General features: G+C 67.4%; 8 protein-coding genes. 6 read left to right on the top strand and 2 right to left on the bottom strand.

Features of this window, described 5'->3' with window-relative positions; genetic code table 11:
- Positions 1-16: 16 nt before the first annotated feature.
- Complete coding sequence (locus CAG31_RS10970; RefSeq protein ID WP_085580829.1) at positions 17-916, bottom strand: energy transducer TonB; 900 nt, start codon at positions 914-916, stop codon at positions 17-19.
- A gap of 107 nt (positions 917-1,023) precedes the next feature.
- Positions 1,024-1,974: a glutathione synthase gene (gene gshB / locus CAG31_RS10965; RefSeq protein WP_085580827.1), complete on the bottom strand. Its 951-nt coding sequence runs from the start codon at positions 1,972-1,974 to the stop codon at positions 1,024-1,026.
- Between the two features lie 225 nt (positions 1,975-2,199).
- On the opposite strand from gshB, the gene pilG reads away from it, so the two are divergent.
- The 6 genes from pilG (at position 2,200) to CAG31_RS10935 (ending at position 12,159) form a co-directional block, all read left to right on the top strand.
- Positions 2,200-2,601: a twitching motility response regulator PilG gene (gene pilG / locus CAG31_RS10960; protein WP_085580825.1), complete on the top strand. Its 402-nt coding sequence runs from the start codon at positions 2,200-2,202 to the stop codon at positions 2,599-2,601.
- Positions 2,602-2,661: 60 nt separating this feature from the next.
- Positions 2,662-3,027 carry a twitching motility response regulator PilH gene (pilH, locus tag CAG31_RS10955; protein ID WP_003229091.1) on the top strand — a complete coding sequence of 122 codons (366 nt, stop codon included), beginning with the start codon at positions 2,662-2,664 and terminating at the stop codon, positions 3,025-3,027.
- A gap of 10 nt (positions 3,028-3,037) precedes the next feature.
- Complete coding sequence (locus tag CAG31_RS10950) at positions 3,038-3,577, top strand: chemotaxis protein CheW (protein WP_085580823.1); 540 nt, start codon at positions 3,038-3,040, stop codon at positions 3,575-3,577.
- Between the two features lie 140 nt (positions 3,578-3,717).
- Positions 3,718-5,778: a methyl-accepting chemotaxis protein gene (locus CAG31_RS10945; RefSeq protein ID WP_085580821.1), complete on the top strand. Its 2,061-nt coding sequence runs from the start codon at positions 3,718-3,720 to the stop codon at positions 5,776-5,778.
- A gap of 20 nt (positions 5,779-5,798) precedes the next feature.
- A complete protein-coding gene (locus CAG31_RS10940; RefSeq protein ID WP_085580819.1) occupies positions 5,799-11,696 on the top strand; it encodes an Hpt domain-containing protein in 5,898 nt (1,965 codons plus the stop codon).
- Positions 11,689-12,159, top strand: coding sequence for a chemotaxis protein CheW (locus tag CAG31_RS10935; protein ID WP_085580817.1), 471 nt, complete (start codon positions 11,689-11,691; stop codon positions 12,157-12,159). The genes CAG31_RS10940 and CAG31_RS10935 overlap by 8 nt, the downstream gene beginning before the upstream one ends.
- The last annotated feature ends 114 nt before the right edge of the window (positions 12,160-12,273 follow it).

Genomic DNA, 12,273 nt, shown 5'->3' with positions numbered 1-12,273 from the left:
CCGCGAAGGCGTTCCGTCAGTTGCTGGACAGGCGGTCGCCCCGGGCGAATTTCCAGGTGCGGATGATTTCCAGCCGATCGATGTCCGACAGGTCCCCGGTGAACGGCGCAAACGGCGCCGCCAGGCGGACGATGCGCTGGGCGGCCTGGTCCAGCAGCGGCTGGCCGGAGGACTCCAGCACCATCACCTCATACAGCGATCCGTCGCGGTTGATCGACACCATCAGCCGCAGGTTGCCGTAGATCTGCTGGCGCCGTGCCTCGTCGGGGTAGTTGAGGTTGCCGATGCGCTCGACCTTCTTGCGCCATTCGTCCTTGTACCAGGCGCCCTTGTCGCGCATGGTCGAGGCGGCGCTCAGACGGTGGATCCGCGGGCGCTTGGCGTACAACTGCTGTTCGTGGGCCAGTTCGGCCTCAAGACTGGCGATGTCGCTGGACAGCTGCGAGCTGTCGAACGTCGGCGCGTCGACCGCCGGCCGGGTCTCGGTCTTGGTCTCTTCCTTTTTGGTCGGCGCCTTCTGCGGCTTCGGCGCGACCGTGGTCACGGCGGCCTTGGGCGCCGCTTCCTTCACCTCGGCCTTGGCGGCGGGGGGCGGGGTGATCTTCTTGACCTGGTTGTCCTGGAACGGCGCGACCTCGGTGGTCTTGGGAATCGCCTTCTTGTCCAGCGTACCGCTGCCTTCCTGGTTTTCCTGGGCGAGGAAATCCGCCTTGGCGGGCTTCTTCTCGCTCTTGAACGTGGCGAGGGTGATTTCCAGGGTCTTGCTGATCTGCTTGGGCTCGACCATGGTGAAGCCCACGCCCAGCAGCAGCGCCAAATGGATCAGCGCCGCCAGGAACAGGGTAAATCCGAGGCGATCGACCGGGCGCACGCCGGTGTGGGCGAGTTCTGCGGGCAGATCGGACGGAAGCGTCATGACAAGGAAACCAACATCGCGTTTTTCACAGGCCGCGCATGATAACGCAATGTTGGTCGTACGCCTTGGGCTTCAGGCATCAAGCGACAGGCTGCATGTGACGCACATCAAGCCTGCAGCTTTTTCCAGATGGCCTCCATCAGCAGACCGCCGATGTCGGTGCCGAAGGCGTTGTCGATTTCGCGGATGCAGGTCGGGCTGGTGACGTTGATCTCGGTCAGGTGCTCGCCGATCACGTCCAGGCCGACGAAGAGCAGGCCCTTGGCGCGCAGGGTCGGGCCGACCTGGGCGGCGATCCAGCGGTCTTTGTCGGTCAACGGGCGGGCTTCGCCCCGGCCGCCGGCCGCCAGGTTGCCGCGGGTTTCGCCCTGGGCCGGGATCCGCGCCAGGCAGTAGTCCACCGGCTCGCCGTCGATCATCAGGATGCGCTTGTCGCCGTCCTTGATGGCCGGCAGGTACGCCTGGCCCATGATCTGCTGGGTGCCGAGGGCGGTCAGGGTCTCCAGGATCACCGACAGGTTCGGGTCGCCCGCGCGGTGGCGGAAGATCGACGTGCCGCCCATGCCGTCCAGCGGCTTGAGGATCACGTCGCCATGCTGGGCGGCGAACTCGCGCAGCACGTCGGCGCGGCGGCTGACCACGGTCGGCGGCGTGCACTGCGGGAACAGCGTGGCGAACAGCTTCTCGTTGCAGTCGCGCAGGCTCTGCGGCTTGTTGACCACCAGCACACCGGCGCTTTCGGCCTGCTCGAGCAGGTAGGTGGAGTACACGAACTCCATGTCGAACGGCGGATCCTTGCGCATCAGGATCACGTTCAGGTCGCTGAGGAGCGAATCCTGCTCCTGGCCCAGCTCGAACCACTTCTGCGGGTCGGCGAACACCTTCAAGGGCTTCATCCGTGCCCGGGCCTGGCCCTCGGCCTGGTACAGGTCGCGCTGCTCCATGTAGAACAGTTCCCAGCCGCGTTTCTGCGCGGCCAGCAGCATGGCCAGCGAGCTATCCTTTTTATAGGAGATGCTGGCGATGGGGTCCATCACAATCCCGACGCGAACGCTCATGGGGTTTTCCTCGAAAATGGGCTACCGAAACGGTGCGGAAAAAGTGGCGTCAGAGTGGCGCCGGGCGGGTTTGCGGTCAAGGGAAAACCCGTCGATAGATTGCATGGGGAGACTGTGCTAAAAAGGCTGCCATACCGGGCTGGCCCTTGAACGGCAAGGGTTTGCAGCCGGCAGTCATCGCAAAACGGACATATTGATTCGCAAAGGCGACGGTAGAGCCCCCTTATGGAACAGCAGTCCAGCGCCTTGAAGGTCATGGTGATCGACGACTCGAAAACGATTCGCCGCACCGCCGAGACCTTGCTGAAAAACGCAGGGTGCGACGTCATCACGGCGGTCGACGGTTTCGAGGCGTTGGCCAAGATCGTCGACAACCATCCGGACATCGTTTTCGTGGACATCATGATGCCGCGTCTGGATGGTTATCAGACCTGCGCTTTAATCAAGAACAACAGCGCGTTCAAGGCAACGCCGGTGATCATGCTGTCGTCCCGCGACGGGCTGTTCGACAAGGCCAAGGGGCGGATCGTCGGTTCCGACCAATTCCTGACCAAGCCGTTCAGCAAGGAAGAGCTGCTCGACGCGATAGCGGCCCATGTGCCGGGCTTTGCCGCAGTGCTGCAGTGAGACACGTACAAGGACGCGCGGCCAGCGGGCCGGGCGTCGACAAGAAAAATGGGGAAGACCATGGCTCGTATCCTGATCGTCGATGATTCGCCGACCGAAATGTACAAACTGACCGGCATGCTGGAAAAGCACGGCCATGAGGTGCTCAAGGCCGAAAACGGCGCCGACGGCGTGGCCCTGGCCCGTCAGGAGAAGCCCGACGCGGTGCTGATGGACATCGTCATGCCCGGCCTCAACGGCTTCCAGGCCACCCGCCAGTTGACCAAGGATGCCGAGACCAGCCATATCCCGGTGATCATCATCACCACCAAGGACCAGGAAACCGACAAGGTCTGGGGCACCCGCCAGGGCGCGAAGGACTACCTGACCAAACCGGTCGAGGAAGACACCCTGATCAAGACCCTGAACAACGTGCTGGCCGGTTGAGCGCGCAGCCATGAGCGGGTCGCTGACCGCGTTCGAGCTGCTGTGGCAGATGGACCTGCGCTGCCGGTCGCTGGCGGCGCAGCTGCCGTCGCCGCCGGCCAGCCGGGACCTGTGGAGCGGCATCGGCTTCCGCCTGGGCGAGCACTGGTACGTGACGCCCATGGGCGAGATCAGCGAAGTGCTTCCTGAACCGCGCTTCACCCAGTTGCCGGGGGTCAAGCCGTGGGTCAAGGGCGTCGCCAACCTGCGCGGGCGGCTGTTGCCGGTGATGGACCTGTGCGGCTTCTTCGGCCATGAGCTGTCGCCGTTGCGCAAGCAGCGGCGGGTGCTGGTGGTGGAGCACCGGGAGGTGTTCGCCGGGCTGCTGGTCGATGAGGTCTTCGGGCTGCAGCATTTCGAGCAGGACAGCTTCGAGCCGTTGCCGATCAGTGAGCGGCAGGGTGCGAAGGCCGGGTTTCTCAAGGGGCACTTCCGGCGCGAACAGGACTGGCGGGTGTTCAGCCTGTTTGCCCTGGCGCAGTCCCCGGGGTTCATGAACGTCGCAATATAGCCGCAACAACAGAGCGCCCCTGTGGGAGCGGGCTTGCCCGCGAATGCGGTCTGACATTCAACATTGAGGCTGGCTGAGCCGCCCTTTCGCGGGCAAGCCCGCTCCCACAGGTCTGTGGCGAGTTTCGAAGGCGAGGACCGATGACAAAAGCAAAACCAGGCATGCCCGCAGAAGGCTCGCGCAGCCGCTCGCAGATCATCGTGCTGTTCATCGCGCTGATCGTGTTCATCATGCTGCTGTTCGCCAACTTCGCGTACCTCAACACCCAGGCCAACTACGACAAGCAGTACATCGGCCACGCCGGGGAGCTGCGGGTGCTGTCCCAGCGCATCGCCAAGAACGCCACCGAAGCCGCCGCCGGCAAGGCCGCCGCGTTCAAGCTGCTGAGCGATGCGCGCAACGACTTCGCCCAGCGCTGGGGCTACCTGAAGAAAGGCGACGCGGCCACCGGCCTGCCGCCCGCGCCGTCCACCGTGCGCCCGGAGATGCGCGCCGTGCAGCTGGACTGGGAGCGCCTGCTGAAGAACGCCGACGCCATCCTGTCCAGCGAACAGACCGTGCTCTCCCTGCACCAGGTGGCGGCGACCCTGGCCGAAACCGTGCCGCAGCTGCAGATCGAATACGAGAAGGTCGTGGAGATCCTGCTCCAGCGCGGCGCCCCGGCGGGGCAGGTGGCCATGGCCCAGCGCCAGTCGCTGCTGGCGGAGCGGATTCTGGGAGCGGTCAACACCGTGCTGTCCGGCGACGAGAACTCGCAGCAGGCCGCCGATGCCTTCGGCCGCGACGCCACCCGGTTCGGCCAGGTGCTCAACGGCATGCTGCAGGGCAACCCTTCGCTGAAGATCAGCCAGGTCGAAGACCGCGACGCCCGGGCGCGGCTGGGCGAGATCGCCGAGCTGTTCCAGTTCGTTTCCGGCTCGGTGGACGAGATCCTGGAAACCTCGCCGGAACTGTTCAAGGTGCGCGAGTCGGCGACCAACATCTTCAGCCTGTCGCAGACCCTGCTCGACGAAGCCTCGCACCTGGCCAGCCGCTTCGAGAACCTGGCCGGCGGGCGCAGCACCGACACCATCGGCGGCTATGTGCTGGGCCTTTTGGCGCTGGCGTCGATCATCCTGATCGGCATGGTCATGGTGCGCGAGACCAACCGTCAGTTGCGCGAGACCGCCGAGAAGAACGAACGCAACCAGAACGCGATCATGCGTCTGCTCGACGAAATCGAAGACCTGGCCGACGGCGACCTGACGGTGACCGCGTCGGTGACCGAGGACTTCACCGGCACCATCGCCGACTCCATCAACTATTCCGTCGACCAGCTGCGCGACCTGGTGGCGACCATCAACCTCACCGCCGGCCAGGTCGCCGCTGCGGTGCAGGAGACCCAGGCCACCGCGATCCACCTGGCCCAGGCCTCGGAGCACCAGGCCCAGCAGATCGCCGAAGCCTCCAACGCGATCAGCGACATGGCCCAGTCCATCGACCAGGTGTCGGCCAACGCCGCCGAATCGTCGGCGGTGGCCGAACGTTCGGTGGACATCGCCAACAAGGGCAACGAGGTGGTGCACAACACCATCCACGGCATGGACAACATCCGCGAGCAGATCCAGGACACCGCCAAGCGGATCAAGCGCCTGGGCGAGTCGTCCCAGGAGATCGGCGACATCGTCAGCCTGATCGACGACATCGCCGACCAGACCAATATCCTGGCGCTCAACGCCGCGATCCAGGCGTCGATGGCCGGCGATGCCGGGCGCGGCTTCGCCGTGGTCGCCGATGAGGTGCAGCGCCTGGCCGAGCGTTCCTCCGCCGCCACGCGGCAGATCGAGACGCTGGTGCGGGCGATCCAGGCCGACACCAACGAGGCGGTCATCTCCATGGAGCAGACCACCACCGAAGTGGTGCGCGGCGCACGCCTGGCGCAGGACGCCGGGGTGGCCCTGGAAGAGATCGAAGGCGTGTCCAAGACCCTCGCCGCGCTGATCCAGAGCATTTCCAACGCAGCGCAGCAGCAGACCTCGTCGGCCGGGCAGATCTCCCTGACGATGAACGTGATCAAGCAGATCACCTCGCAGACCTCGTCCGGCTCCACCGCCACCGCCGACAGCATCGGCAACCTGGCGAAAATGGCCAGCCAGCTGCGCCGTTCGGTGTCCGGCTTCACCTTGCCGACGACGCCGGCGCCGGCAACGGACAAAGCGTGAGGCCGGCGGACGGAGCGGTCATGGGCGACCGGCACGACTATGTGGCCCTGGAATGGGTCAAGGGCGAGATCGCCGAAACCCTGAGGCTGGCGCACCAGGCCATCGAAGCGGTGCTCGACGAGCCGTCGTCCGTCCCCGGGCTGGACGAGTGCCTGGCCTGCATCCATCAGGTGCACGGCAGCCTGCAGATGATCGAGTTCTACGGCGCGGCGCTGCTGGCCGAAGAGATGGAGCAATTGGTCGAGGCCCTGCGCGAGGGCCGCGTCAGCCACCGCGAAGAAGCCCTGCACCTGCTGCTGCAAGCCATCGGCCAGTTGCCGGTCTACCTCGACCGCGTGCAAGGCGCCCGGCGCGACCTGCCGCTGGTGGTGCTGCCGTTGCTCAACGACCTGCGCAGCGCCCGTGGCGAAAGCCTGCTGTCGGAGACCAGCCTGTTCAGCCCGCATTTGCCCGACAGCCCGCCGCTGGACGCCGAGACCCTCAAAGGGCTAGAGCCGCCGGACCTGCCCAACGTGCTGCGCAAGCTGCGCCAGACGCTGCAGATGGCCCTGGTCGGCCTGCTGCGCGAACAGGACGACCAGACGCACCTGGCTTACCTGGCCAAGGTCTTCCTGCGCCTTGAGGCGCTGAGCGGCGCCGCGCCGCTCAGCCCGTTGTGGCAGGTCGCCTCGGCGCTGGTCGAGGGCATGCGCGAAGGGCGGATCGCCAACAGCCCGGCCTTGCGCAGCCTGTTCAAGGACGCCGACAAGGAACTCAAGCGCCTGCTCGACCAAGGCATGCCGGCCCTGAACCGGCCGCCCCCGCCGGAGCTGCTCAAGAGCCTGCTGTTCTACATCGCCAAAGCCGAACATCCCACCGGGCAGATGCTGACCATGAAAGACCGCTACTCCCTGGACGACGCGCTGCCCGACAGCGCGATGGTCGACGAAGAGCGCGCGCGCCTGGCCGGCCCCGACCGCGATGCCATGCGCTCGGTGCTGGTGGCGCTGTGCGAAGAGCTGGTGCGGGTCAAGGAGCGCCTCGACCTGTTCGTGCGCAGCGACCGCCAGCACGTCTCGGACCTGGACAGCCTGCTGGCGCCGCTGCGGCAGATCGCCGACACCCTGGCGGTGCTCGGCTTCGGCCAGCCGCGCAAGGTGATCATCGACCAGTTGGCGGTGGTGCTCGGCCTGGCCCAGGGCCAGCGCGTACCGAACGACGCCACGCTGATGGACGTCGCCGGCGCCCTGCTGTACGTCGAGGCGACCCTGGCCGGCATGGTCGGCACGGTCGAGCCGCAGGATCCGGACGACAGCCGCCTGCCCACCACGGACCTGACGCAGATCCACCAGATCGTGATCAAGGAAGCGCGCATCTGCCTGCAGCAGGCCAAGGACATGATCGTCGACTACATCGAGGCCGACTGGGACCGCCAGCCGCTGCAGCCGCTGCCGGAGCTGTTGACCCAAGTGCGCGGCGCGCTGGCGATGATCCCGCTCAGCCGTGCGGCGAGCCTGGTCGAGGCCTGCAACGGGTTCATCCGCGAGCGTTTGTTGCTCGACCCGCACGAGCCCGGCTGGCAGCAGCTCGACAGCCTGGCCGATGCCATCGCCAGCCTGGAATACTGCCTCGAACGCTTGGGCGATGACCCGCAGGCCGCCACCGAACCCTTGCTGGACGTGGCGCAGAAGAGCCTCGCCAAGCTCGGCTACTTCCCGGACGAACCCTATGTGCCGGTGCTGGCCGACGTGGTCAGCCCCGTTGACGCGCAGGCGATGCAGGATCGCCAGGCCCTGGACGATCCCGGGATCGTGCAGTCGCTGGCCGAGGTGCTGGCCAGCCCGGTGTCGGCGGTCAACCCGCCGGCGCAGACCACCCCCGAAAGCCTGTTGCCGCCGCCCGCCGATGAACCGCCGGTGGACGACGAGCTGCGCGAGGTGTTTCTCGAAGAGACCGACGAGGTGCTGCAGGTGCTGGGCGAGTGCCTGCCGCGCTGGTCGGCCGACCCCGGCGACCGCGCGGCCCTGAGCGAACTGCGCCGGGCCTTCCACACCCTCAAGGGCAGCGGCCGCATGGTGCGCGCGCTGATCCTCGGCGAACTGGCCTGGGCCGTGGAGAACCTGCTCAACCGCGTGCTGGAGCACAGCGTCGAGCCTGCTCCTGCGGTGGGCCAGGTGCTGACGGACTGCCTGCAACTGCTGCCGGAGCTGATCGCCGAATTCGCCGCCAACGCCCAGCGCCAGCGCAGCGATGTCGATCGGCTCGCCGCCCGGGCCCATGCCCTGGCCAGGGGCGATGCGCCGCCGGCCGCCCCAGGCATGAAGGACACCGCCGCGACGGATCCGCTGCTGCTGGAGATTTTCCGCAACGAGGCCGAAACCCATCTGGCCAGCCTCAACCGCTTCCTCGACCAGGCGGCCGAGCATGTGCCGCTGCCGGCCAGCGACGAATTGCAGCGCGCGCTGCACACCCTCAAGGGCAGCGCGTCGATGGCTGGCGTCTTGCCGATCGCCGAACTGGCGGCGCCGCTGGATCACCTGGCCCGGGAGTTCAAGGCCCACCAGCTGGCGCTGGATCTGGACGAAGTGGAACTGCTGCTGGAGGCCGAAGGGCTGCTGCGCATCGGCCTGCGTCAGTTGGGCAACGATCCGCTGGCGCCGATCGTCGGTGCGCAGTCGCTGATCAAGCGCACCGAGACCTTGCTGGCGGAACGGCTGGCGTCGATCCTCGACGGGCCGAGCGGCGGACTGCGGGTCAAGCGCGATCCGCAGTTGATCAACGACTTTCTGGCCCAGGGCATGGACATCTTGCTCGACGCCGAAAACCTCCTGCAGCGTTGGCAGCGGCACCCCGGCGAACGCCAGGAACTGAGCGCGCTGCTGGATGAGCTGACCACCCTGGGCGAGGCCGCGCACCTGGCCGACCTGTTGCCGGTGGATGTGCTGTGCGAAGCCTTGCTCGACCTCTACGGTGCCGTGGAGGAAAGCAGCCTGGCGGTCAGCGAGGCGTTCTTCGAGCAGGCGCAGTTGGCCCACGAAGCGCTGATCAACATGCTCGACGAACTGGCCGCCGGCCAGGAAATCACCCCGCAGCCCCAGCGCATCCGCGCCTTGCACGAGTTGCTCGACCAGAGCCTGGATCCGGCGTCCATGGGCCTGATCCGCAGCGACGGCAGCCGCACCCTGAGCATCCGCGAACTGGGCAGCGCCACCGCCGAACTGAACAAGGCCGCCGCCGGCAACGGGCCGGACGACGAGATCGTCGAGATCTTCCTGGAAGAGGCGGTGGACCTGCTCGACAGCGCCGGGCAAGCCCTGCGTCGCTGGCTGGCGGATCCTGCCAACGGGGCGCCGCTGCCGTCGCTGCAACGGGACCTGCACACCCTCAAGGGCGGCGCGCGGATGGCCGAGGTCGATGCGGTCGGCGATCTGGCCCAGGAGCTGGAGACCGTCTACAAGGGGCTGGCGGAGCGCCGTCACCGCCACAGCGATGCCTTGGGGCAACTGCTGCGTCAGTGCCATGAGCGGCTGGCGCTGCAGCTCGGTCACCTGCACGAGCGGCAGCCGCCGGAACCGGCGCAGGCGCTGATCGAGGCGCTGCGCCGGTTCCGCCAAGGCGAGCCCGAGACGCCCCCGGCGCCAGCCGCCCACGAGGAGAGCGCCGGTCACGACCCGGAGCTGCTGGAGGTGTTCCTCGACGAAGGTTCCGACATCATCGAGAGCTCCGGCGCGGCCCTGACCCGTTGGCAGGCCGACCCCGGCAACCGCCAGGAGGTCGAAACCCTGCTGCGCGACCTGCACACCCTCAAGGGCGGCGCGCGGATGGTGGAGATCGGCCCCATCGGCGACCTGGCCCATGAGTTGGAAAACCTCTACGAACGCCTGTCCGCCGGCACGCTGCAGCCGGGGGCCGAGCTGTTCGCGCTGGTGCAGCGCAGCCACGACCGTCTGGCCCAGATGCTCGACGCGGTGCGCGCCGGGCAGCCTTGTCCGCCGGCGGACCGGCTGATCAATGCGATCCGCGACTTCAGCCACCCGGCGGCGCCGCAGGCCGCGGCCCCGGTGCCGGCCGTGCCGGTGAAGGCCGAACCCGCCGCCGCGGCCGCCGACAGCGGCGCGGACATGGTCAAGGTGTCCGCCGAACTGCTCGACGATCTGGTCAACCTGGCCGGCGAAACCTCGATCGTGCGCGGGCGGATCGAGCAGCAGGTCAGCGACGCGCAGGTGGCGCTCAATGAGATGGAAACCACCATCGAACGGATGCGCGACCAATTGCGCCGCCTCGACACCGAGACCCAGGGGCGCATCCTCAGCCGTCAGCAGGTGGACAACGAGCGGCTGGGCTACGAAGAGTTCGACCCGCTGGAGATGGATCGCCATTCGCAACTGCAGCAGCTGTCCCGGGCGCTGTTCGAGTCCGCCTCGGACCTGCTGGACCTGAAGGAGACCCTCGACCGGCGCACCCGCGACGCGGAAAACCTGCTGCAGCAGCAAGGCCGGATCAACTCCGAACTGCAGGAAGGGCTGATGCGCACGCGCATGGTGCCGTTCGAGCGGATGCTGCCGCGCCTCAAGCGCATCGTCCGTCAGGTGGCCGAGGAACTGAACAAGGACGTGGCCTTCACCGTCGGCAACGCCGAAGGCGAAATGGACCGCAACGTGCTGGAACGCATGGCGGCGCCGCTGGAACACATGCTGCGCAACGCCGTCGACCACGGCCTGGAGCCTGCCGACGTGCGGCTGGCGGCGGGCAAGCCGGCCCAGGGGCAGATCACCCTCGACCTGTCCCGGGAGGGCGGCGACATTGTCTTCGACATCCGCGACGACGGCGCCGGGGTGCCGCTGGACGCGGTGCGGCGCAAGGCGGTCAAGCGCGGCCTGCTGGCGCCGGACGCCGAGATCAGCGACCGCGACGTGCTGCAGTTCATCCTGCAGCCGGGGTTCTCCACCGCCGAGAAGATCACCCAGATCTCCGGGCGCGGCGTGGGCATGGACGTGGTGCACGAAGAGGTGCGCCAGTTGGGCGGCACCATGAGCATCGATTCGGTGCCGGGGCAGGGGGTGCACTTCCGCATCCGCCTGCCGTTCACGGTGTCGGTCAACCGGGCGCTGATGGTGCAGTGCGGCGACGATCAGTACGCGATTCCGCTGAACACCATCGACGGCATGGTGCGGGTGCCGCCGAACGAACTGGAAGGGCACTTCCGGCACGACCCGCCGGTGTACGAGTACGCCGGCCAGCGCTACGAACTGTGCTACCTGGGCGAGCTGCTCAAGACCGTCCCCCGGCCCAAGCTGCTGGGCCAGAGCCTGCCGCTGCCGGTGCTGCTGGTGCAGTGCAACGAGCGGCATGTGGCGGTGCAGGTGGACGCCATGGCCGGCACCCGCGAGATCGTGGTCAAGAGCCTGGGCCCGCAGTTCGCGGCGGTGCAGGGGGTGTCCGGGGCGACCATCCTCGGCGACGGCCGGGTGGTGCTGATCCTCGACCTGCTGGCGCCGATCCGCGCGATGCAGGCCCGTCTGCCGCAACGGCCGGCGCAGCCGGACATCGACAGCGAACCGCAGCGGCCGGTGCTGGTGCTGGTGGTGGACGACTCGGTCACCGTGCGCAAGGTCACCAGTCGCCTGCTGGAGCGCCACGGCATGAACGTGCTCACCGCCAAGGACGGGGTCGATGCGATGCTGCTGCTCGAAGAGCACCTGCCCGACGTCATGCTGCTGGACATCGAAATGCCGCGCATGGACGGCTTCGAAGTGGCGACCCGGGTGCGCGGCGACGAGCGCCTGCAGCACCTGCCGATCATCATGATCACCTCGCGCACCGGGCAGAAGCACCGCGACCGCGCCATGGCCATCGGCGTCAACGAATACCTCGGCAAGCCGTACCAGGAATCGGTGCTGCTCGACAGCATCGCCCAATGGAGCAAGAGACATGCATGAGCGGCGTCATAACCCGCGCACCAGCCAGCTCACCGGCCTGCTGCTGCCGCTGGCCGACCGCAACCTGATCCTGCCGAACGTGGCGGTGGCCGAGCTGATCGACTACCAGGCCGGCGCCTTTGATCTCGACACGCCGCCGTGGTACCTGGGCCGGGTGACCTGGCGCGAGCGGCAGATCCCGCTGCTCAGCTTCGAGTCGGCCTGCGGCAACCGGATCGTCATCGGCGAGCGGGCGCGGATCGTGGTCCTCAACGCCTTGGGCGGCCTGCCGCAGCTGCGCTTCATGGCCCTGCTGGTGCAGGGGATCCCGCGCTCGTGCAAGCTCGACAGCCAGTTGAGCTATGTGGACGTGCCGTTGTGCGCGCTGGAGCAGGCGGCGGTGCAGGTGGGCGACCAGGTGGCGAAAGTGCCGGATCTGCTGGGGCTGGAGAAGCTTTTGGTGGAGGCCGGGCTCACCGATTGACCCGGACGCTCCCGGCACCCACGGCCTCAACCATTACGCTGACCGTAACGATTCGCCGCGCTGCTTGATTGATGCTCCCTCCGCCCGCTCCTAAGGTTGGCTCCACGACAGCGA

This window comes from Pseudomonas sp. R25(2017), from assembly GCF_002112565.1.
Classification (GTDB): domain Bacteria; phylum Pseudomonadota; class Gammaproteobacteria; order Pseudomonadales; family Pseudomonadaceae; genus Aquipseudomonas; species Aquipseudomonas ekonensis.
Note: the sequence above shows the minus strand (reverse complement) of the source record. Positions and strands in the feature narration are given on the sequence as shown.